The organism is Tritonibacter aquimaris (assembly GCF_009617595.1).
In the GTDB taxonomy this organism is placed as follows: Bacteria; Pseudomonadota; Alphaproteobacteria; order Rhodobacterales; family Rhodobacteraceae; genus Epibacterium; species Epibacterium aquimaris.
In genome coordinates, this window is sequence record NZ_WIXK01000005.1 from 317,543 (window position 1) to 338,222 (window position 20,680).

20 protein-coding genes are annotated in these 20,680 nt (G+C 56.4%); 12 read left to right on the top strand and 8 right to left on the bottom strand.

Going from position 1 to position 20,680, the window contains the following annotated elements:
* Positions 1 to 256 precede the first annotated feature (256 nt).
* Both GG681_RS11920 and GG681_RS11925 read right to left on the bottom strand, forming a co-directional pair.
* On the bottom strand, positions 257 to 568 hold the full coding sequence (locus GG681_RS11920; protein ID WP_328593364.1) for a hypothetical protein: 312 nt from the start codon (positions 566 to 568) through the stop codon (positions 257 to 259).
* Between the two features lie 199 nt (positions 569 to 767).
* Positions 768 to 2,099, bottom strand: a complete 1,332-nt coding sequence (locus GG681_RS11925) for a hypothetical protein (protein ID WP_153548228.1) — start codon at positions 2,097 to 2,099, stop codon at positions 768 to 770.
* Between the two features lie 96 nt (positions 2,100 to 2,195).
* Between GG681_RS11925 and lepA the strand changes: the two genes are divergently transcribed.
* The 7 genes from lepA (at position 2,196) to GG681_RS11960 (ending at position 9,477) form a co-directional block, all read left to right on the top strand.
* The gene (lepA, locus tag GG681_RS11930; RefSeq protein WP_153548229.1) at positions 2,196 to 4,010 is read left to right on the top strand and encodes a translation elongation factor 4; all 1,815 of its coding nucleotides are present in this window, start codon (positions 2,196 to 2,198) and stop codon (positions 4,008 to 4,010) included.
* Positions 4,011 to 4,138: 128 nt separating this feature from the next.
* A complete protein-coding gene (locus tag GG681_RS11935; protein WP_153548230.1) occupies positions 4,139 to 4,996 on the top strand; it encodes a DUF2971 domain-containing protein in 858 nt (285 codons plus the stop codon).
* Positions 4,997 to 5,299: 303 nt separating this feature from the next.
* Entirely contained in the window at positions 5,300 to 5,485 is a 186-nt protein-coding gene (locus GG681_RS11940; RefSeq protein ID WP_153548231.1) for a CTP synthetase, read from the top strand.
* 77 nt (positions 5,486 to 5,562) lie between these two features.
* Entirely contained in the window at positions 5,563 to 6,087 is a 525-nt protein-coding gene (locus GG681_RS11945; protein WP_153548232.1) for a PhnA domain-containing protein, read from the top strand.
* A 103-nt stretch (positions 6,088 to 6,190) separates the two neighbouring features.
* Positions 6,191 to 6,844, top strand: coding sequence for a protein-L-isoaspartate O-methyltransferase family protein (locus tag GG681_RS11950; protein ID WP_153548233.1), 654 nt, complete (start codon positions 6,191 to 6,193; stop codon positions 6,842 to 6,844).
* A 264-nt stretch (positions 6,845 to 7,108) separates the two neighbouring features.
* Positions 7,109 to 8,473 (top strand): TolC family outer membrane protein, encoded by a 1,365-nt coding sequence (locus GG681_RS11955; RefSeq protein ID WP_408057668.1) that lies wholly within the window; start codon positions 7,109 to 7,111, stop codon positions 8,471 to 8,473.
* Positions 8,474 to 8,604: 131 nt separating this feature from the next.
* Entirely contained in the window at positions 8,605 to 9,477 is an 873-nt protein-coding gene (locus tag GG681_RS11960; RefSeq protein ID WP_153548234.1) for a hypothetical protein, read from the top strand.
* 283 nt (positions 9,478 to 9,760) lie between these two features.
* On the opposite strand, the gene GG681_RS11965 is transcribed toward GG681_RS11960, so the two are convergent.
* Positions 9,761 to 11,212 carry a cobyric acid synthase gene (locus GG681_RS11965; RefSeq protein ID WP_153548337.1) on the bottom strand — a complete coding sequence of 484 codons (1,452 nt, stop codon included), beginning with the start codon at positions 11,210 to 11,212 and terminating at the stop codon, positions 9,761 to 9,763.
* 138 nt (positions 11,213 to 11,350) lie between these two features.
* On the opposite strand from GG681_RS11965, the gene GG681_RS11970 reads away from it, so the two are divergent.
* Complete coding sequence (locus GG681_RS11970; RefSeq protein WP_153548235.1) at positions 11,351 to 11,923, top strand: cobalamin biosynthesis protein CobQ; 573 nt, start codon at positions 11,351 to 11,353, stop codon at positions 11,921 to 11,923.
* A gap of 109 nt (positions 11,924 to 12,032) precedes the next feature.
* Here the strand turns inward: GG681_RS11970 and GG681_RS11975 are convergent, their stop codons facing one another.
* On the bottom strand, positions 12,033 to 12,347 hold the full coding sequence (locus GG681_RS11975) for a DUF6280 family protein (RefSeq protein WP_153548236.1): 315 nt from the start codon (positions 12,345 to 12,347) through the stop codon (positions 12,033 to 12,035).
* Between the two features lie 235 nt (positions 12,348 to 12,582).
* Between GG681_RS11975 and efp the strand changes: the two genes are divergently transcribed.
* Both efp and adh read left to right on the top strand, forming a co-directional pair.
* Entirely contained in the window at positions 12,583 to 13,146 is a 564-nt protein-coding gene (gene efp / locus GG681_RS11980; RefSeq protein ID WP_153548237.1) for an elongation factor P, read from the top strand.
* A gap of 235 nt (positions 13,147 to 13,381) precedes the next feature.
* Complete coding sequence (gene adh, locus GG681_RS11985; RefSeq protein WP_153548238.1) at positions 13,382 to 14,902, top strand: aldehyde dehydrogenase; 1,521 nt, start codon at positions 13,382 to 13,384, stop codon at positions 14,900 to 14,902.
* A 181-nt stretch (positions 14,903 to 15,083) separates the two neighbouring features.
* Here the strand turns inward: adh and GG681_RS11990 are convergent, their stop codons facing one another.
* On the bottom strand, positions 15,084 to 15,677 hold the full coding sequence (locus GG681_RS11990; protein ID WP_153548239.1) for an NAD(P)H-dependent oxidoreductase: 594 nt from the start codon (positions 15,675 to 15,677) through the stop codon (positions 15,084 to 15,086).
* A 103-nt stretch (positions 15,678 to 15,780) separates the two neighbouring features.
* Here GG681_RS11990 and GG681_RS11995 point away from each other — a divergent pair, with 103 nt between their 5' ends.
* Positions 15,781 to 16,362 carry a TetR/AcrR family transcriptional regulator gene (locus tag GG681_RS11995; RefSeq protein ID WP_153548240.1) on the top strand — a complete coding sequence of 194 codons (582 nt, stop codon included), beginning with the start codon at positions 15,781 to 15,783 and terminating at the stop codon, positions 16,360 to 16,362.
* A gap of 143 nt (positions 16,363 to 16,505) precedes the next feature.
* Here GG681_RS11995 and GG681_RS12000 read toward each other — a convergent pair whose 3' ends face one another.
* The gene (locus tag GG681_RS12000; RefSeq protein WP_153548241.1) at positions 16,506 to 17,075 is read right to left on the bottom strand and encodes an invasion associated locus B family protein; all 570 of its coding nucleotides are present in this window, start codon (positions 17,073 to 17,075) and stop codon (positions 16,506 to 16,508) included.
* Positions 17,076 to 17,134: 59 nt separating this feature from the next.
* Entirely contained in the window at positions 17,135 to 17,869 is a 735-nt protein-coding gene (ygfZ, locus tag GG681_RS12005) for a CAF17-like 4Fe-4S cluster assembly/insertion protein YgfZ (RefSeq protein ID WP_153548242.1), read from the bottom strand.
* Positions 17,870 to 17,954: 85 nt separating this feature from the next.
* Between ygfZ and GG681_RS12010 the strand changes: the two genes are divergently transcribed.
* A complete protein-coding gene (locus tag GG681_RS12010; protein WP_153548243.1) occupies positions 17,955 to 18,635 on the top strand; it encodes a TIGR04283 family arsenosugar biosynthesis glycosyltransferase in 681 nt (226 codons plus the stop codon).
* A 3-nt stretch (positions 18,636 to 18,638) separates the two neighbouring features.
* Here GG681_RS12010 and GG681_RS12015 read toward each other — a convergent pair whose 3' ends face one another.
* Entirely contained in the window at positions 18,639 to 20,498 is a 1,860-nt protein-coding gene (locus GG681_RS12015; RefSeq protein ID WP_153548244.1) for an ABC transporter ATP-binding protein, read from the bottom strand.
* Positions 20,499 to 20,680: the final 182 nt, after the last annotated feature.

Here is a 20,680-nt window from a genome sequence, read left to right on the forward strand (position 1 = left end):
ATTTAGGAAAAAGGTGCGAGTCCACCGGTTTTTCCCCATAAACTTCAACGGGAAATTCAGTCACAGACAAGCGTTTCATTGTCTTATGGCATTCACGTAACATGCCCATATATTTCGACAAAGCAAAGTCAGGAAACGCGCAAGGTGCCTATTGATCGTGCAGCCGTGCAAAAAATATCGCGCTGGCGGAATATTATAGGGCCGAAAGAAAAAGGGCCGCTCAGCAATGAGCAGCCCTGTTTTGGCTCGTGATGAATTAGCCGCAAATCCGTCTGGCTGTTTCACCAAACGCCTTGTAGCGCTTCCACAGTGCCTCATCGCTGCGATTGCTTGATTGGCGCACGCTTTGCGCCTCATCCGGGTTGCTAAACCATTTTGCCACGGTGCGCTGTTCGCGGCGAGACAGCTGATTATCAGCAACGCGGCCGATGCAATTGCACAGGTTCCGATTGGCTGTGCGATCTGATTGTCGGCAGGCTCGTTCCACATCTGCACTGGCGGGAGTGAGCGGTACAAAAGCCGCCAGCGTCATACAGGTTGCGCCAACCATCAAAAAGATACGTGTCATCGATTCTGCCCCGCTATTTCGCCTGTTCCAGATTGTGATGAGTTGCGGCTTGCACCTATAAGGTGTGCCGCCTCAAACTGGTTAAGATCAGCTTTTGAAAGATATTTATTGATGCGACAGGACGGGACGAGACGCAATGCTTTCAAATCGAAAACAGCTGCTGCGCGGGTTTTTGCCCAAACAGCAGCTGAAGAAATTTTTATGCAGCTTTCGCCAGATCCAGCCAGGTTGCAGCAAAATCCTCATAGCGGTCTTGCAGGCTTTGATCTTGCCCGGCGAGAACAGACAGACCACTGGCCATAGAGCCGAGCAATGCGCGCTGGTTCAGCAGGGCTGTCAGTACCTTTTGATCCGGGGCAGGCAGATCGGCGCGGTTGTGTTTCAGGGCAAGCACTGCGGCTTCAAACTGCTGAAACGCCATATTGAAATGGGCAACCTGCGTTCGCATACCCATGAGGGTGCTTTCTTGTTTCAGTGCGTCAGGCGTGCTGGTACGCAGCGTATTGCAGACCTGGCTCAGGCCGGTTTGCATTTTGGCCAGCGGGGCACTGATGGTGGCACTGCTGGCAACAAGGCTTTGCGACAGTTCCACCTGCGCGCTCAACCCATCAAGCACCGCAAGTGCAATGGTGCGATTGGCAACCAGGTGATCCACAGATGCGGGCATGGCACCGCGCAGCTGGCGCTGTTCTTCCACCGCGACGGCCTTGGCGGCGGCTTCGGCCTCGGCTGCTGCTGCGGCTTTGGCGGCGATTTCCGTGCGGATGCGTTCGATCTCTATGCCCACCGCTTCGGCGCCTGCGCGCCAGATCGTATCATCGATCAGCGCGACCAATTCCTGCAGCTCCCAATCCAGCGGCGCTCCGGACATAAACCCTTGATACCATTCGACCCAATAGGTCCAGGTTGGTTCATCGCGGGCTGCTTTGGAGAAGCCTTCCCAATACTCAAGGATCGGCATGGGCGCTTTGCCGGTGGTCCAGAGGCGGGTTTCAAACAGTTCCGCACCGTGGGTATCCTGACCCGCTTTGGCATCGCCAATGACAGTTGCTTCTGAGCTGAACGGCGCAAGCCCAGCGGTCAAAGTGGACGACCGTGCCGTATCACTTGAGAGGCTCAACGCCTGACCAGCAGCATCGGCCACAGATGCGCGTGCCTTGCAGGTCACCGATTCCGCAGCAGACATTGCGCACAGCGTTGCGGTGCGATCTGTCACCGATGGGTACATGCGCGGTGCTGCGTTGGCAGCTGCGACAGCTGCGTCAATCAAGGCTTCGCTTGGCCCATCCAAACGATGGGCTGACACGCAGGTCACAATTGTTGCCCGTAAGCATGAGACCAGCGATGCGCCCGCATTGGCATTGGTGGTCATACGCTCCACCCGTGTCATCACCGCAGGCAAGCTGCGCAAGGCCGAGCGCGCCGCCATTGCACGGCTCAGCTCAGCTGGCTGAGTGGCCATCCAACCGTAGAGCTCGCGCTCCGATGAAATATCGTCCAAATCAACCTGCATTACCGTGCCAACCGCCATAGGTCCTCAAACTCCTTACGTCTTGTCTCAAAATTCCTGCCTCTGGGTCATTCGCATCCTTGACCGGGACGCAAAATCGAACCATATCCCAAACCCATGACAGAGCTCTCAAAGATCCGTAACTTTTCAATCGTCGCCCATATCGACCACGGTAAATCCACGCTTGCCGACCGGCTCATCCAAGAGACCGGCACGGTTGAGGACCGCGATATGAAAGAGCAGCTGCTCGACAGTATGGACATCGAACGTGAACGCGGGATTACCATCAAGGCAAATACCGTTCGAATTGATTACAAGGCGGACGACGGTGAGGACTATGTTCTCAACCTGATCGACACCCCCGGCCACGTAGATTTTGCCTATGAGGTCTCCCGCTCCATGCGCGCAGTCGAAGGCTCATTGCTGGTGGTGGACAGCACCCAGGGCGTTGAAGCGCAGACGCTGGCAAACGTCTATCAGGCAATCGAGGCCGATCATGAGATCGTGCCGGTTCTGAATAAGATTGACCTGCCCGCTTCTGATTGTGATCGCGTCGCCGAACAAATCGAAGATGTGATCGGCATTGATGCGACCGAGGCGATTCAGGTCTCTGCCAAAACCGGGCAGGGGATTCGCGAAACCCTCGAATCCATCGTGCAAAAACTGCCCGCCCCCGAAGGCACGCTGGATGCGCCGCTCAAAGCGATGCTGGTGGACAGCTGGTATGACGCCTATCTCGGTGTGATTGTTCTGGTGCGCATCATGGATGGCACGTTGAAAAAGGGCATGCGGGTCAAATTCATGTCCAACGACACGCTGCACCATGTGGATCGCGTTGGCGTGTTCCGCCCGGAAATGCAGATGGTCGACAGCCTCGGCCCCGGTGAGATCGGTTTCCTCACCGCCTCGATCAAACAGGTGCGTGACACCCGCGTGGGCGACACCATCACCAATGATCGCCACGGGACTGAGATCGCGCTGGATGGCTTTAAACCGGCGCAGCCTGTGGTGTTCTGTGGCCTGTTCCCGGTCGACAGCTCTGAATTTGAAGACCTGCGCGACGCCATTGATAAACTGGCGCTGAATGACGCGTCGTTCAGTTTTGAAATGGAAACCTCTGCGGCGCTGGGCTTTGGCTTTCGCTGTGGCTTCCTTGGGCTCTTGCACCTTGAGGTGATCCGCGACCGGATTGAGCGCGAATATAATATCGAGCTTATCACCACCGCGCCCAGCGTGATCTATCACATCTATATGAAGGGCAAGGAAAACGAGCCCGGTGAGATGATGGAGCTGCACAACCCCGCCGACATGCCCGACATGTCCAAGGTGGACCACCTGGAAGAGCCGCGGATCAAGGCCACCATCATGGTGCCCGATGAATATCTGGGCGACGTGCTGAAGCTGTGCCAGGATCGCCGCGGCATTCAGGAAGACCTCACCTACGCAGGCACCCGCGCCATGTGCGTCTATGATCTGCCGCTCAACGAGGTGGTGTTTGATTTCTACGACCGCCTGAAATCGGTCACCAAGGGTTATGCCTCCTTTGACTACCAGATGACCGGCTACCGCGAGGACAATCTCGTGAAAATGTCGATCCTGGTCAACGATGAACCGGTGGATGCGCTGTCAACCATGGTGCACCGCGACCGGGCAGAGATGCGCGGCCGGGCCATGTGTGAAAAGCTCAAGGATCTGATCCCGCGCCACATGTTCAAAATCCCGATCCAGGCGGCCATCGGCGGCAAGGTGATCGCGCGTGAAACCCTGTCGGCGCTGCGCAAAGACGTGACCGCCAAATGCTACGGCGGCGACGCCACCCGGAAACGCAAGCTTCTGGACAAGCAGAAAGCGGGTAAGAAGAAGATGCGCCAGTTCGGCAAGGTGGATATTCCGCAGGAGGCGTTTATCAGCGCTTTGAAAATGGATGATTGATTTTTGACCCCGCGCCCCGGCGCGGGGTTCTTTACGAGTGCGGGCATGTGACCACAGTATTTCAAAAGCTCTTCATGGTTGGTAGATTTTCCAGCTTGAAGGTGGTCTAATTCTAGAGGGATGCAGTCTTGCTGCCAGATAGGCTCTATAGATACCGCAGTACTTCGCCGGGGTACTTTACTGATGAGCTGAAGCATCTCGTTGATAACAAGGTATGGCTGAACTTTATTTGCAAGCAGAATGACCCCTTTGAGGGAACACTTCGTTTTGACGTCGAGACTGCCGAGCAATTCACTGCGAATATCTATGAATACAAATGCTACCTTGAAGAAAAATACAGCTTAGGGAATTTGTTGCCGGATCAGGTCACAGAAACGGACATCAGTAGATCCCATCTGGAACTTCCTCTTTTTGGCGATCGTGTCGCCAAGGATGTGACGCAAGCCTCTTTCAATAGGTCTTGGAAAAACCCTTTGATGTGGGCTCACTATGCAAATAGTTATTCTGGGATTTGTCTGGAATTCGAAAAAGACCTGAAGCGCTTAGATGTTGTTGGGCCGCCAATTCTGCAGGTCCAGTATTGGTCTGATCAGCCCCCAATTTATTCGCCTTCCGAATTTTATGTTCATATGAAACTGCATGATGCTTTGCAGAATGGGGTCAGCGATTTTACTCTCAATGAGCGTTTCCAAACACACCGCAGTGACATCGCAGCTATAGCACGCGAAAAAATGGAACTAGCTGTACTCTCAAAGGCAGCTGTTTGGAGGTATGAAGAAGAATTCCGCATGGTCAGCCCGTCTGGGAACTGCGGTTATAGCAACGTTCCTGGCTACAGGCTTTCCGGCGTCATTTTTGGTAATAGGGCAGGGGATGGTTTGGCATCTCAAGTTATTGATGTGCTTGGGCCTGAACTGAATTACTCACGGCTAGAACTGGCTGGCGGGCAGTATGGTTTCAGGCGTGTGGACTTACCCGGTTTCTGAAGTTCTGCAAAATAAATCTATCTAGTCCGGTCGCCAGACCGGGCAGCCCCCGCCCGCCCCCCAGGCGGGGGCTTTGCCCCCACCTCGGTCGGGCGCTGCCCTCTACGTGTGATCCCGGACTGTCTGTAACACCCGTTTGATCACCCCGCGAAATTTCCCCTAACTCAAATCCCTAAGCATTGCGCAACTCTCTTTGCCAGCCCTGCGCCTAGATGCGTCCCCTCTGATCCAAATCAAAGCCCCGGTGGTTGGCGTCGCTACACTCCTCTAAAGGAAACGCGCCAGATCTCATGGAGACAGCCTATGACCCGCCTCGCTTTGATTCTTCACCTGCTGATTGGCACCACCCTCTCTGGTGTCGGCGTTTTGGTTGCACTGGTTATCGGGCAGGTGACGGTGTCTGCTATTGTGATCGCGGCTGCGCTGGGGTTTGTGCTGGCGGTGCCGGTCTCGTGGCAGGTCGCCAAGCGGCTTTATGAGCTGCGCTAAGCTGCGGCACCTTGGACCTTTTCACCGATGCCACAGTGTTTTAAACCGCTCTGACATGCTGTTGGAGTAACTGGCTGATGAATTGTGATCTTTGCGGCGCGGATGCGTCGCTTTTGCCGCTTGATGTGCCCGGTGGTCCGGACGATGGCCAGGCTCTTATCTGTCAGGACTGTGCTGAGCAGCTCTCTGGGGAATTGCAGCCCAACTACTGGCGTTGTCTCTCGACCGCGATGTGGAGCGAAAAGGCGGCGGTGCAGGTGTTGTCGGCCCGGCTGCTTACGTGCTTGTCGGATCATGACTGGGCCCGCGATCTGCGGGAACAGCTTTGGCTGGATGAAGAGACCCAGGCCTGGGTGGATGCGATGCCTGCCGGAGGGACGCCAAATGATGGCGCCCATAAAGACAGCAATGGCACCCCGCTTGAGGCTGGCGATACCGTGGTTTTGGTCAAGGATCTGCCGGTAAAAGGCGCAGGTTTTACCGCGAAACGGGGCACCGCGGTGCGCAATATTTCCCTAGTGCAAGACAATCCCGAGCACATCGAAGGCCGCGTCGAAGGTCAGCGCATTGTAATCTTAACCAAATTTGTCAAACGAAAGTGAGTTTCCCGCGTCACATCCGCGTGGAAATTACTTGGAATCGTTGCTCCGCCGGGTCGCCTGTGGCACAAAGGTGTAACCGCCAAGTTATCTATGAGCTGAGCCAATGAGTGAATTCGCCGAACGTCGCCGTATGATGGTTGATACCCAGGTCCGTCCGTCAGATGTGACCAAGTACCCGATCATTGACGCAATGCTGGCTGTTCCTCGTGAGGCATTTGTTCCGGATGCGCAGGTGGAAGGGGCCTATGCTGACCAAAACGTGCCGTTGGGGGATGGTCGTGTTGTGGTCGAGGCCCGCACGCTCGCCAAGACGCTGGATGCGCTGGACATCAACAATGATGAGCTGGTGCTGACCGTGGGCTGTGGTCTGGGCTATACGGCAGCGGTGATTGCGCGCATGGCGCAGATGGTCATTGCCGTAGAAGAAGACGAAGCACTGGCGCGTGATGCGGCGGCGCAACTTTTGGAAGTGGGCGCGGACAATGCCATTGTGCATCCAGGTGCCTTGGTTTCAGGGGCCGCTGAACACGGTCCTTATGATGTGATTTTTGTAGAAGGGGCGGTGGAAACACTGCCTGACTCTTTGCTGGATCAGCTCAAGGATGGCGGGCGCATTGCGGCCCTGTTCATGAGCGGCTCGGTCGGAGAGGTGAAAATCGGCTATAAATCCAACGGTCAGACCTCCTGGCGGTTTGATTTTAATGCCACTGCGCCGGTTCTGCCCGGCTTTGAAGCTGCCAAGGAATTTGCTCTTTAAGGGCAAGATCTGTCTTGGATCTGCCTAAGGGGAGCTGACGTCTGGATCTGGGGACCGGCGTCATACCTGTGGATGATAGTGGTGCTTGGCAATTTGTCTGGCAGCCTGTCATATTTTAATCACGTCCATTTGCCACACGGCAGGGGGCGGCGGCAGATAGGGGGCAGTCACATGCTCAAGACTTTTTTTGCAAACCGGTCCCGCAGGGGCTCAGTCTCTTTTGCACTCAAGGGAACTGTACGGGCGGCGGCGATGGCCGGCGGGATGCTTGCTGTGCTGGGCGCTCCCAGCGCGCTGAAAGCCGATAATCTTTCGGATGCTTTGATAGGGGCTTACAAAACCAGCGGCCTGCTGGATCAAAACCGCGCGCTGTTGCGGGTTGCGGATGAAGACGTGGCCTCGGCCGTGGCTGCGCTGCGTCCGATTTTGAACTGGGCGCTCACTGCGTCACACCAATATACCCGTGGGCCGGGCACCTTCGGGCTGCAGGACCATGACACCAATACATTCAGTGCTAATGCAAACCTATCTTGGGTGCTTTGGGATGGCGGCCAGCGAAAACTGACCAAGCGTGCGGCCCAAGAAGTGGTGCTGGCGACGCGGCAGAACTTGTTGAACGTTGAACAACAGGTGCTGTTCAGTGCGGTGAACGCCTATGTCAGCGTGTTGTTCCAAGAGGAAAACGTGCGCCTGCGGGGCAACAACCTACGCCTGCTGCGGGAAGAACTGCGCGCAGCACAAGACCGTTTCGATGTTGGTGAAGTGACCCGCACCGATGTATCGCTTGCCGAAAGCCGTGTTGCTGGCGCGCAGGCGGAGCTGACCCAGGCTCGCGGTGATCTTGCTGCGGCACGTGCGACCTATAAACAGGTGGTCGGCAATGCACCTGGCACCATCCAGGGCCAGCCACCACTGCCAAGCGCCAGCCGCTCGGAACGTGATGCGCAGGCACTGGCCCGGCGCAACCATCCGGCACTTTTGTCACAACAGCATGCGGTAAAAGCGGCGCAGTTGCGTATTGCGAGTACCCGTGCAGCCCTGGGGCCAACCATTACGCTGCGCGGTAACGTCGGCCACACTCAAACCTTCAATCAACGCACCGATACAGACAACCGTGGTGTGTCGCTTGAGCTGGGTCAGACTCTTTATGCCGGGGGCGGGCGCCAGGCTGCCGTGCGTGCAGATCAAGCCCGTATGGATGCAGAGAAAGGCGTGCTGATCACTGTGCAGCGCCAGATCGAGCAGGGGGTTTCCGCGACCTTCGCCAACCTCAATGCAACCCGAGCAAGTCTGACCTCTTCTGAGCAGCAAGTGCGCTCGGCCCGCGTAGCCTTTGATGGCGTGCGCGAAGAAGCCACCTTGGGCGCGCGCACAACGCTGGATGTGCTTGAAGCTGAACAGGAACTGCTCGATGCGCAAGTAGACCGGGTGCAAGCGCGGGCAAACCTGTCGCTCGCTGCCTATAACCTGTTGCAATCTCAGGGCCTTCTGACCGCCGAACATCTGGGGCTTGCAGTCGAGATTTATGACCCGACGCTGTATTATAACCTGGTGAAAGATGCACCTAGCGCGGGCAGTAAGCGCAGCAAGGATCTGGACCGGGTGCTGAAAGCGCTTGGAAAACAGTGATTTCGGCGCACAAATTCGACGCTAGATCGAGATAATGACCTGAGAGACAGCCCATGGAGAACCATGGGCTGTTGTCGTAATAGATTGAGCAGGCTAGAGTTCCTGCAACAGGCAAGAGTCGATAGGAAAACATGTCCGATCCGGTAGAGCACGCAGGTGTTGAAGATGTTCTTTCCTCCATTCGCCGTTTGGTGAGTGATGAAACCCGGATGAACGCGGAAAATCGCGCCTCGCGCGGCCGCGTACGTTCTCCGGCGCCTCGGCTGGTGCTGACCCCAGCGTTGCGGGTGATGGAAGAGGACGCGCCCGCCGCAGCAGAAGATATTGAGCAAACTGGCGATGCACAGGCTGGCGATGCGCAGGCAGATGATGCTGACCAAGATGTGTCCCAAACGCAGGACATCCCCAGCGCAGAGGATGCATCTTTCAAAGCAGATGCGGCTCTATCGCAGGAAGAACCTTGGAAAGAGCCTGGCGCGACGTTGTTTCAGGCTGCCTTGAACCCCAATGATGGTGAGACGGCCACGCGGCTAAATGGCCATGTGCGGGATGCCAATGGTGCGAACGCGTTTGCAGGTTCAACCGCGCCTGAGCGCAATCGCGCAGCTGCGGTTGTGAAAAAAATTGCAGAGATGGAAGCCGCCAATGATGCGGCAGAGGATGAGATCTGGGAGCCGGATGCCAGCGCAACCGCACCATTTGCTGATGCAGCGAAGCAGGTGCCACAGTTTGTGCGCGCTGAGGCGCATTCAGCGCCCGAGCAGGACGCGCCAGTAGAACCACTTCAGCAGATGCTGGAAGAGGATACCACCGAGGCCGTTGTCACCCAGCTGGAAGCCACTGAGGACACAGCCGTGGTGGATGAAGAGATGCTGCGTGAGATGGTTGTTGATATCGTGCGCAGCGAGCTGCAGGGCGCATTGGGTGAACGGGTCACGCGCAATGTACGCAAACTCGTCCGCCGCGAAATCCAGCGCGCGTTGGCGGCTCATAATCTGGACTAAGGCCAAATCTGGCCACCACAGTTAGATCTGTTGCGGTATAGCACGCCAAGTCCAATCAATAACTTTCGCGCAGTACGTTTCAAACGTTGGGGGAGGGCCTCCCGCCCGTTTCAGCTCTCCTTATCAGGAGGGCTTCTCCAGTTGGGGTGGCAGCGCGAAGCGCTGCCACCCCCAAGACCCAAGCGTAATCTATATGATTGCGCTGAAGGGCGCGGGAGCCACCCCGCCCCCTGTGTGTCGCGTCAGGTATGGCTAGAGATGCGGCGTATAACCTGAGCAGCGCCTAGCCAGCGGTGGGGGCTGATACAGGGCCTGCCAGTGTCAGCAGTTGATCCAGATCCATATAGCGCTCCAGATGATCCGCGAGATCGTTGAGGGCGGTTTCTACGCTGGCATCATAGCTGCCGTTGCTGCTGACACCGAGCTTGCCTAGAAAATCAGCACGAAACGTATCGCTTTCGAACAGCCCGTGCAGATAGGTGCCACGCACACGGCCGTTTTCAGACTGGGCCCCTTCTGCGCGGCCCTCTACGTCAAGCCAGGCGCGGTGACAGTCCGGCCCATCTGTGCGCCCCATGTGGATTTCATAACCGCTGAGTTTCAGCGCGCCGTCCTTGGTCTGTGCCAGCGTCTGGCGCACCCGCTTGTCACCCGCCATTACTGTTTCTACGTTCAAGAGCCCCAGCCCCTCAGCGCGGCCCGGTTTGCCATCTACACCTTCTGGATCATCGATCCAGCGTCCCAGCATCTGATAGCCTCCACACAGCCCCAGCACATGACCGCCGCGGCGCACATGGGCGTGAATGTCGATGTCCCAACCTTGCGCCCGCAAAAAAGCCAGATCGCCGAGGGTGGATTTGCTGCCAGGAATAAGGATGAGATCGGCGTCGCCCGGCAGGGCGCGGCCCGGCTCGACCATATCGACGCTGATGTCAGGTTCTGCGGCCAGGGGGTCGAGATCATCAAAATTGGCCATGCGCTCCAGCTGCGGCACTGCGATCTTGAATTCACCGCCCGCGCGCGAGGCCACATCCATACTGTCTTCGGCTGGGAATTTCCACGCGTCCCAAAACCACGGAACCACGCCGAGGCAGGGCCAGCCCGTGCGCAGGGCAATATCATCACGCCCCGCATCAAACAGGCTGATGTCACCGCGAAAACGGTTGATGGCAAAGCCTGCAATCTTGTCTTGATCCGCCTGATCCAGAACGGCCTGTGTACCCACGATCTGCGCAATGACCCCACCGCGATGAATGTCACCCATCAGGACCACCGGAACATTTGCGGCCTGGGCAAAGCCCATATTGGCAATATCGCCTTGGCGCAGATTGGTCTCAGCCGGGCTGCCTGCGCCTTCAATCAACACAAGATCCACATCCGCAGCCAGGCGGTGAAAGCTTTCCAGTGCAGCGTCCAACAAGCCGGTTTTATCGCGCATGAAAGAGCCTGCCGCGCGGGTGCCGCGCCTTATGCCTTGCACAATCACCTGCGCGCCAGTGTCGGTTTCAGGCTTTAGCAGGATCGGGTTCATATCCGTGTGCGGTGCGCGCATGGCCGCTTTGGCCTGCAAGGCCTGCGCCCGGCCGATTTCACCACCTTCCGGGGTGACGGCCGCATTGTTTGACATGTTCTGTGGCTTGAACGGCGCAACCTTCAGCCCGCGGCGGGTAAACGCGCGCGCAAGCCCTGCAACGATCAAAGATTTGCCAACATTGCTGCCAGTGCCTTGCACCATGATTGCGCGTGTCACGTCATATCCTTAACTGTGGAAAAAACATTTCTGATTCCGTTCGCAGACCATAAACCGAGCCAGCCCGAAAACCATCAGGCAAAAACCACCAAACATTGCCCATCAGCGTCATAGGAAGACCACATGAACACACCCGCACATCTTTTGGTTGGTGCAGCGCTGTTTGGCCGTAACGGTGGACGTAGGGTGATGGCGGCAGCGCTTGCAGGCAGTCTTACGCCGGATCTGTCGCTTTACCTGATGAGCGCCTGGGCCATCAATGTACAAGGCGTGCCAATAAACCATGTGTTTGATACACTTTACTTTTCTGAGGCATGGCAACAGGTCTTTGCGATCGACAATTCCATACCGATTTGGGGAGCGCTGCTTGCCTTGGCGCTCTGGCGCGGGCAGGGCTGGATGGTGGCTTTTACCGCTGCTGCGCTTTTGCATATCGGGCTTGATTTCACCATGCATGCGGGGGACGGGCGGCCCAATTTCTGGCCGTTTACCGACTGGGTCTTTCACTCCCCGCTGAGCTATTGGGATCGTCGTCACCATGCGCATTTGCTGGAGCCCGTGTTGCTGGCGGCAAGTCTTGCAGCTTTTGCAGTGCTCTGGCGGGGGCGCAGCTGGGGGGCGCGCGCAGGGTTTGGTGTATTGGCGATGATGGAGCTTGCGACGTCCAGCCTGATGTATCTGCTCTTTGTGGACTGAGCCTGACAACACGTACCCCAAAAAGAAAAACGCGCCCCCACCGGACGCGTTTTTCTTTTAGCAGCTTTATAATGCCAGGCCCGAGCAGAGGCAGACATTATATATATGCTTAGGCAGCTTCCGCCTGAGCGTTGCGACGTTCGCTTTCTTCGCGCGACAGTGCAACAGAGGTCCGCACCCCGCGGCCAACAAATTCCATCAGACCGGATACAACCCGTTCATTGGGGTCAATACCGGCGCAGGTCAGAACTTCGCGCCCATCACGCGAACGGGCCCAACGGGCAATCTGCTCAGGGCCATTGCCATATTTTTTGTCGTCCGCAATGGCGTCATCAAGCGCAGCCAGCACGACAGCTGCAAAGAGTTTGCGGGCACGGTTGCCTTGCTCATTATTATAAGCGGTGCCGTCAACGAAATCTCGCATCTCGCTTCCTTCTTGTTCTTGCTATTGCATTTTCTGTTTTTTCGGCGTGGCGCCCCTTATGGCGATTTTGTGACGATTCGGGTAGATAAATATTGCAACCCTCTTATGCGTTTTGCGCATACCTTACGTCGTAGCCATGTTGCTCGCCGTTTACCTGATCGTTTTCTTGATAGTTGTTACCCTGATCGATATAGGGGCATGTAACAGTTCAACAACCACCCGAAAGGCATTTCCCATGCCCAAAATCAACGGCAATGAAATCCGCCCCGGCAACGTTCTGGAACATAACGATGGGCTCTGGGCCGCTGTAAAAGTCGACCATGTGAAACCTGGCAAGGGCGGCGCCTTTGCACAGGTAGAGCTGCGTAACTTGCGTAATGGGTCCAAGCTCAATGAGCGGTTCCGTTCTGCTGACAAAGTTGAGCGCGTACGTTTGGAGCAAAAAGATCAACAATTTCTGTACGAAAGCGACGGAATGCTGGTCTTCATGGATTCCGAAACCTACGAGCAAATCGAACTTCCAGCGGATCTTCTCGGCGACCGTCGTGCGTTCCTGCAAGATGGTATGACCATCGTTGTGGAGTTTTATGAATCTGAGGCATTGAATGCGAGCTTGCCGCAAAAGGTTGTTTGCAAGATCGTAGAGACCGAGCCGGTGGTCAAAGGTCAGACCGCGGCGAATTCGTTCAAACCAGCGATCCTCGACAATGGCGTCAAGGTGATGGTGCCGCCGTTTGTTGGCCAAGATGAGATGATCGTGGTGAACACCGAAACGATGGAATATTCAGAACGCGCTTAAAACACGCATTTTTTACGGCAAGATTACGCCCTGCAGCTTCTGGCTGCGGGGCGTTTTTATGTGTATTTACGCGATTTCCTGCAAATTTACGAAGGTTGCCCAAAAAAACAGCAGCGGATTTTGTGGCAAATGCGCCCCGATCTACGCCCTTTGTCCTAGATGACATCTCACCTTACAGGAGTCATCGTTTTCCCAGGACGCGACAGAGGAGAGTCGCGCAACAGGAGGAAATGTGATGAACGAGATGACCCAAGTCGCAGGCGATATGACCTCGCCGTTCAAAGACCGCTACGACAACTATATCGGCGGCAAGTTCGTCCCCCCGGTCTCGGGCCGTTACTTTGACAATGTCACCCCGATCACCGGTGGTGTGGTTGGTCAGATCGCCCGCTCAGATGCACAAGATGTGAACCTTGCACTGGATGCTGCCCATGCTGCCCGCAGAGCCTGGGGCACCACCGCACCTGCCGCCCGCTCTGATCTGCTGTTGAAAATTGCAGATCGCATGGAAGAGAACCTCGACATCCTTGCCAAGGCCGAAACCTGGGATAATGGCAAGCCAATCCGTGAGACAACCCTGGCTGATATTCCGCTGGCGATTGACCACTTCCGCTATTTCGCAGGTGTTTTGCGCGGCCAGGAAGGCACCATGTCGGAAATCGACAATGACACCGTGGCCTATCACTTCCACGAACCACTTGGTGTTGTGGGCCAGATCATCCCCTGGAACTTCTCGATCCTGATGGCGGCGTGGAAACTTGCACCAGCACTGGCTGCAGGCAACTGTGTGGTTCTGAAACCAGCGGAACAGACACCGGCTGCGATCATGGTGATGATGGAACTGGTGGGGGATCTGCTGCCAGATGGCGTGTTGAACGTTGTGAACGGCTATGGCGCCGAAGTGGGGGCTGCGCTGGCAACCTCGGACCGTATCGCCAAGATCGCCTTCACCGGTTCAACCCAAACCGGCAAGATCATCATGAAGGCCGCGACCGAGAACCTCATTCCTGTCACGCTGGAGCTGGGTGGTAAATCGCCCAACGTCTTCTTTAAGGATGTGATGGATCAGGATGACGAGTTCCTCGACAAGGCGATCGAAGGCTTTGTGCTTTTTGCCTTTAACCAGGGTGAAGTCTGCACCTGCCCATCGCGCGCGTTGATCCACGAAGACATCTATGAAGAATTCATGGCCCGCGCCATTGAACGGGTAAAAGCGATCAAACAAGGTGATCCACGTCTGATGGAAACCATGGTTGGCGCACAGGCAAGCCAAGAGCAGCAAGACAAGATCCTCTCCTATCTGCAGATCGGTGTGGAAGAGGGCGCAGAGGTGCTTACCGGTGGTGCCGCTGCCCGCTTTGGTGGCGATCTGGAAGAAGGTTTCTATGTCCAGCCTACCGTCCTGAAAGGCCACAATAAGATGCGCGTCTTCCAGGAAGAGATCTTTGGCCCGGTTGTGTCGGTCTGTACCTTTAAGACGGATGAGGAAGCATTGGAAATCGCCAATGACACGCTCTATGGCCTCGGTGCTGGTGTCTGGTCGCGCGATGCCAACCGCTGCTACCGCTTTGGCCGTGGCATTGAGGCGGGTCGCGTCTGGGTCAACAACTACCACGCCTATCCGGCACACGCGGCCTTTGGTGGCTACAAACAGTCGGGTATTGGACGTGAGACCCACAAGATGATGCTTGATCATTACCAGCAGACCAAAAACATGCTGGTCAGCTACAATCCCAACAAACTGGGCTTTTTCTAAGTCTCAGATCTTGGGTGAAATACAGCCGGGGCAGCATTGCCCCGGTTTTTTGTTTGAAAACGCTCCCCCAAATAAATCAGGCCAATGTACAGCACAGTATCAGGCCACGCAGGTCCACGCGCTGTTGCAAGCTGAGGCAGAGGGCTTAGCGTAAATTGAAGCATCTGCCAAAATCAGGCGATCACTTCCCCTGAACCGCGAGGGTTTTTGTAAGCTCCAGCCAGGCATGTATTTTCGCGGGTTCGGCGCTGCCAGCTGGGGCGAAATGGGTGATGCGCGTAGGTTTGATTCCGACAAACTGAAAGATTTGCCCCTTGATCTGGCGCAGCAGCGCCTTGCGATAGAGCAGGCCAAAAAAGACATCCGGTGTATCTGAGGTGACAAACACCCGACCGGTCTTTCCTGTCAAAAGCGGGGTGGGCATCCCCCCGAATTTCAGCTTGCGCGTATCAAAGGCCCAGCCCGGCAGCAGTGCCCTGTCAAGCAACCCTTTCAGTTTGGCGGGTAGACCGCCCCACCACATCGGCGTGGTCAAAACCACATGATCTGCCCATTCCAGATTGTCGCGAAAGGCCACTAGATCGGCCTCCAACGGCTTGTGCTCTTTGTAGCCAGCAAATCCGTGATCGGGATCAAACGTAAGCGCGTGTAGATGCATTGTGCGTGCCTCATGGCCCGCCTCCGTCGCAGCCCGTTCATAGGTATCAGCAAGCATATTCGAGAGCGACGTTTCCGCCGGGTGGCCGTTCAGGATTAGAATGCGTTTCGCAGGCATGAGGGGCTCCAAAGGTGAAATAATTGACCATGGTCATATTTGAAAAAATGACCGCGGTCAATTGATGGTTTGTGCCCGCGTGAAAAGTTGCTATTGAGAGGGTATGAACAGACCTGTGCAAAAACGGACCCTCGCCACCCGTGCGAAACTGATTGCGGCGGCAAAAACTGCTATAGACGCCAAAGGCTTTGCGGCGATGCGCGTCGAAGAAGTTGTGCAGGAAGCAGGGGTCGCCAAGGGCACGTTTTTTGCCCATTTCAGTGACAAAGATGCGCTGATGGATTTGATCATCGCGGATTACATCAATCACATTCTTGATGAGATTGAGCAGCGCCCCGCGCCAGAATCAGTGGATGCGTTGATCTGTGGTCTTGATCCGTTGCTCAGCTTTATGACGTCAGAACGTTATGTGTTTGACCTCATCCTCAGGCACTCGGGCGCGGCCGCAAAAGAAGAGATTGGGCCAATCTCACAGACCTTCACCCGGATGCACGTTTTGTTCAGTCACTGGCTTGCAACCAGATCTTTCCGCAAGGATGTGCCCCCGGCTATTCTCGCCGAAGGGATCCAGGCCTTTGCTATTCAGGCCATCGCGTTGGATTTCTGTGCCGCCAACAATGAGATGCCGATGCAGGTTCGGCTACGAACCTACCTTGAGGCATGGCTGCGCCCGAGCTGTATCTGAGGGGGGCTGACAGCGTTACCGCCCGGTCTAAAGACACGCTCAAACCCAACGCTCATCGGGCGCGGCCGATACACAGGGCGTTCCGGTGTGGAGAATTTATAGCGTTCGCGGGGAGGATGCGGTGCCAAATTGAACGTTGGCGGTCAATCCAGCGCGGGTTCAACCAATTCCAGGGAATGGCCGCAGCTGTCCATCATTTTGCCGTAGGCTGCGGTAAATCCATTCAGCGAGGCCAGCGTTATCCGCGTACTGGCGCGATCAGGCTGCAGCAGGCGCACATCCATTTGCTGGCCCGCTTGCATACCAATCAGCGCGTAAACCGCATCCTGCCAGCGCAGTTCAGCCGTTGCGTTCAAGATCCCGTGTTCGTCAAAATAGCCATCCACCAATGCGTAATAAGCGAGGCTCTGATCCACAATCATCACCACGGCCTGACCATTTTGCATCTGGGTGTTATGGCCGCGGGGGGCGGTCTCATGCAATGTTAGCTGCGGGTAGTGCTCGGGCGGGCCAGCATCACCGTTTGAAATCGACAGCCGCAGGCTGGGCATGCCATCGCCGCCGGTGTGGGCGCTACACTCCACCCGCAAATCCTCACGGGTATCAAAGGCTGTGACCTGCACTGCCCAATCACCATACTGCCAGTAGCTTTCCTGCGCCGCGACAGGGCAGGCCAGCAGCGTTGCCGCCAGTACCCATTTCAACACACCCATACCACACACCAATTCAATCCAGATTGCTGGTAGCTTAGGGAACGCGCCTTAAGATCGCCTTAGCCCTCCCAGCTGAGCGTGGCATCACCAGCCAAAAGCTCCCCTTTGGCACGGTCATAGCGCAGATAGGCAATCGCCTTGCCCCCCGATTGCGTGAAAAGCGTGCCAACCGGCTTTCCTGCGGCGGTTATTTCAGTCCCCACTGGCGCCGCGCCTTCAATGGAAACCACTTTCAGGCCTTTGCGCAGGGTGGTTTTGTGTTTCATCCGCGCGGTGACTTCCTGGCCCACATAGCAGCCTTTGCGGAAATCGACCCCATTCAATTCCTCAAACCCGGTTTCCAGAATGAAACTGTTGCTATCCAGCTCAATGCCGGTTGCGGGAATGCAATTGGCCACCCGGATCGCGTCCCAGTCGCTGCCATCATCACCTGCCTCATCGCCATATAGTCGCCAGCCCAGATCAGGGTGACGCGGATCCATCAGCGCGCCGTCAGGCGCGGGGCCGGTGCCGCGTTTCACCTGCAGCTCGCTGATCTCAATGGTTACGTCTGCACGCAGGCGATACATGTTGAGCCGCTGCGCCAGCATATCTGCCTGGCTTTCATCCGCATCAACCAGCACATCTTTGCCATCCGCCAACACAAAGAAATCTGCCATATATTTGCCCTGCGGCGTCAGCAGCGCTGCATAGACAAGCCCCTGATCGATAAGGTCGATATTGTTGGTCACAAGGTTTTGCAGAAACGGGCGGGCATCTGCCCCGCTCAGGCGGATGATTTTTCGCGCGGACATTTGGGCCTCTTTGAGTTGGCTGCGGGGTGCTTTTATCTCTGGGTGTGCTATGGGAAAGCAACAGGAAAAATTGAGGAATGTTGAAATGCCTGCGCCGATCTCTGTTGTTATCCCCACATTGAATGCGGGCGCGCATCTTTCTGCAAGCCTTGAGACGCTGATGGAAGGGCTGGCAAGCGGGCTCATTCATGAGCTGATCATTAGTGATGGGGGCTCAACCGACGATACGCTGAAGATTGCGGATGAAGCGGGCGCGCGTATTGTTGAAGGCGCGGCCTCACGCGGGGGGCAGTTGCGCCGGGGCTGTGCTGCGGCCAAGGGTGACTGGCTTTTGGTACTGCATGCGGACACCGTGCTATCTGAAGGGTGGAGTGCGGTTGTTTCGGACCATTTGCAACAGCACGCCCATCGCCCGGCGCATTTCAAACTGCGCTTTTCTGCCAGAGGCATCCGTCCACGGCTGGTGGCGGGCTGGGCTAATTTGCGCTCAAGCGTTTTGGGGCTGCCTTATGGCGATCAGGGGCTGTTGGTGCCAGCGGCGCTCTATGCGGCAAAAGGCGGCTATCCGGACCAGCCATTGATGGAAGATGTGGAAATTGTGCGCCGCCTGCCGGATATGCGTGAGCTTGCGGCCTTTGCCATCACCAGTGCCGAACGCTATCAGCGCGATGGCTGGATCCGGCGCGGATCCCGCAACCTCTGGACATTGATGCGCTACGCGATGGGAGCGGATGCGGAACGGCTCGCCGCATCCTACCGTAAATAGCGCCTAGCGGCTGAAACGACGGGCCAGTCTGCGCAGCCAGCTGGTTTCAGGTGCAGTAGCGGTTGCAACGGCTTCGGGCAGCTGCGCGGCCACGCCTTCGGGATCCACCAGGGTTTTGCCGTCTTGGAACTGCAAGCGGTACAGATCGGCATAGATGCCGCCACGCTCGAGCAGCTCTTCATGGGTGCCTTGATCGGCGATTTCACCACGTTCCATCACCACAATCTTATCAGCCGAGCGAATGGTCGACAAACGGTGCGCAATGACCAAAGTGGTGCGCCCACCTGAGAGTTTGTCGAGCGCGGATTGAACAACTTTTTCGGATTGCGCATCCAGCGCAGAGGTAGCTTCATCCAGGAGCAGGATCGGAGTATTTCGCAGCAAGGCACGCGCGATCACCACCCGCTGCCGTTGCCCGCCCGATAGCGCCGATCCACGCGGCCCCACCAATGTATCAAGCCCGTCGCTCAGCTTGGGGAGAAAGTCGCTGACATGGGCGGCATCCAGCACCTCTTGTAGTGCTTCTTCGCTTACATCGGTGCGGCCCAGAAGGATGTTTTCGCGCAGGGTCTCATCAAACAGCAGCGCTTCTTGGGTGACCACGGAAAACAGATCGCGCAGATCTTTCAGAGCCATTTCATTCACCGCAACCCCGCCAAGGGTGGCACGGCCTTCAACAGGATCCACAAGCCGGGTCAGTAGGTTGAAAATGGTAGATTTACCCGCACCGGACGCGCCAACCAAAGCAGTGGTTTTACCCGCTTCGGCCACCAGTGTCAGATTGCGCAACACCCGCGCACTGCCATATTCAAGCGAGACGTTTTCCAGCTGAATTTCCGGTAGACCTTTGGGGGCAGGTTTGGGGTTTTCCGGTTCGGTCAGCTCAATTGGGGCATCCATCAAACCTTTGATCCGTTCCATTGCCGCAGCGGCTGCCTGCCAGACCCCGCTCATGTTTGCGAGGCGGCGCATGGGATCAAACGTCAGGCCGATGGCGGTGAAAAAGCTCATGAACTGGCCAACGGTTTTCTCGCCGCCGATGATCTGCTGGCCGCCATAGAGCACCACGCCCATAACGCCAAGACCAGCCATAATATCGATCATGCCGGTAATGGAAGAGGTGCCGAATTGCGCCTTTACCTCTTGGCGGACAAATTCGTCGGTGTGATGCGCAAAGCGTTCCTCTTGGTATTCTTCCAGACTGTTGAGTTTGATCGGGACTATGCCGTGAAAGATTTCATCCAGCCGGGTTGCAAGCGATGCACCAAGATCACGGGCCCGGGATGCTTTTTTGCGCACATAGCGCTGGACTGAGGCAATAGGAATGAGCAGCATCGGCAACCCTACCAGCATGATCAGCGTCCAGCGCCAATCCACCATCAAGGCCACATAGAGTGTGGCAAAAAGCTGGGTCACATCGCGCCCCGCGCCAGTGATCACCGAGCGCCAAACCTGATTGATCGCGCCGACATCGGTTTGAATGCGCTGGATCAGTGCCCCTGGGGGGTGACTCTGGTGAAAAGAGGGATCCTGACGGATCATTCGCGCCAACATGTCGCGACGCAAATGCGCGGCCGAGGTTTGAGCAATTTTTGCGAGGATCACTTTTTGGCAGACGCTGGTGATGCCGCGAACGGAGAAAATGATCAGAAAGGCCATGCTGACCCAGAACAGCGCATCCCCATTGCCTGCCACAAACACATGGTCAAACATTGGCTGCATCATATAGGCAAGACCACCCACAGTGGAGCCTTCGATCAGCATAAAGATAAAGGCAACGCCAAGCAGCCCTATGTATGGGCGCAGGTAACCTTTCCACAGCCAACCCATCAGTTCGCGTGAAGATTTATGGGGGGTGCTCATAATGTCAGGTCGCCTCTTGTCAAACAGGGTGCTCGATCTGCCGTGGAAACGGTATGAGCTGCGCCATTTAAGCAGCTCGGGTCAGGGGTGCAAGCGCTCGACGGGTTGTTGCAGGTTCTGGTTGTGTTGTCTGCGCGCATGCCTGTGCCCAATCTCGCAGCGTAACCAAGGATGTCGTCGGA

Excerpts from the sequence above, each read along its gene's own strand:
- GG681_RS11920 (WP_328593364.1), bottom strand. The coding sequence starts at position 568 with ATGACACGTATCTTTTTGATGGTTGGCGCAACCTGTATGACGCTGGCG.
- GG681_RS11925 (WP_153548228.1), bottom strand. The coding sequence starts at position 2,099 with ATGGCGGTTGGCACGGTAATGCAGGTTGATTTGGACGATATTTCATCG.
- lepA (WP_153548229.1), top strand. The coding sequence starts at position 2,196 with ATGACAGAGCTCTCAAAGATCCGTAACTTTTCAATCGTCGCCCATATC.
- GG681_RS11940 (WP_153548231.1), top strand. The coding sequence starts at position 5,300 with ATGACCCGCCTCGCTTTGATTCTTCACCTGCTGATTGGCACCACCCTC.
- GG681_RS11945 (WP_153548232.1), top strand. The coding sequence starts at position 5,563 with ATGAATTGTGATCTTTGCGGCGCGGATGCGTCGCTTTTGCCGCTTGAT.
- GG681_RS11950 (WP_153548233.1), top strand. The coding sequence starts at position 6,191 with ATGAGTGAATTCGCCGAACGTCGCCGTATGATGGTTGATACCCAGGTC.
- GG681_RS11955 (WP_408057668.1), top strand. The coding sequence starts at position 7,109 with ATGCTTGCTGTGCTGGGCGCTCCCAGCGCGCTGAAAGCCGATAATCTT.
- GG681_RS11960 (WP_153548234.1), top strand. The coding sequence starts at position 8,605 with ATGTCCGATCCGGTAGAGCACGCAGGTGTTGAAGATGTTCTTTCCTCC.
- GG681_RS11965 (WP_153548337.1), bottom strand. The coding sequence starts at position 11,212 with ATGGTGCAAGGCACTGGCAGCAATGTTGGCAAATCTTTGATCGTTGCA.
- GG681_RS11970 (WP_153548235.1), top strand. The coding sequence starts at position 11,351 with ATGAACACACCCGCACATCTTTTGGTTGGTGCAGCGCTGTTTGGCCGT.
- GG681_RS11975 (WP_153548236.1), bottom strand. The coding sequence starts at position 12,347 with ATGCGAGATTTCGTTGACGGCACCGCTTATAATAATGAGCAAGGCAAC.
- efp (WP_153548237.1), top strand. The coding sequence starts at position 12,583 with ATGCCCAAAATCAACGGCAATGAAATCCGCCCCGGCAACGTTCTGGAA.
- adh (WP_153548238.1), top strand. The coding sequence starts at position 13,382 with ATGAACGAGATGACCCAAGTCGCAGGCGATATGACCTCGCCGTTCAAA.
- GG681_RS11990 (WP_153548239.1), bottom strand. The coding sequence starts at position 15,677 with ATGCCTGCGAAACGCATTCTAATCCTGAACGGCCACCCGGCGGAAACG.
- GG681_RS11995 (WP_153548240.1), top strand. The coding sequence starts at position 15,781 with ATGAACAGACCTGTGCAAAAACGGACCCTCGCCACCCGTGCGAAACTG.
- GG681_RS12000 (WP_153548241.1), bottom strand. The coding sequence starts at position 17,075 with ATGGGTGTGTTGAAATGGGTACTGGCGGCAACGCTGCTGGCCTGCCCT.
- ygfZ (WP_153548242.1), bottom strand. The coding sequence starts at position 17,869 with ATGTCCGCGCGAAAAATCATCCGCCTGAGCGGGGCAGATGCCCGCCCG.
- GG681_RS12010 (WP_153548243.1), top strand. The coding sequence starts at position 17,955 with ATGCCTGCGCCGATCTCTGTTGTTATCCCCACATTGAATGCGGGCGCG.
- GG681_RS12015 (WP_153548244.1), bottom strand. The coding sequence starts at position 20,498 with ATGAGCACCCCCCATAAATCTTCACGCGAACTGATGGGTTGGCTGTGG.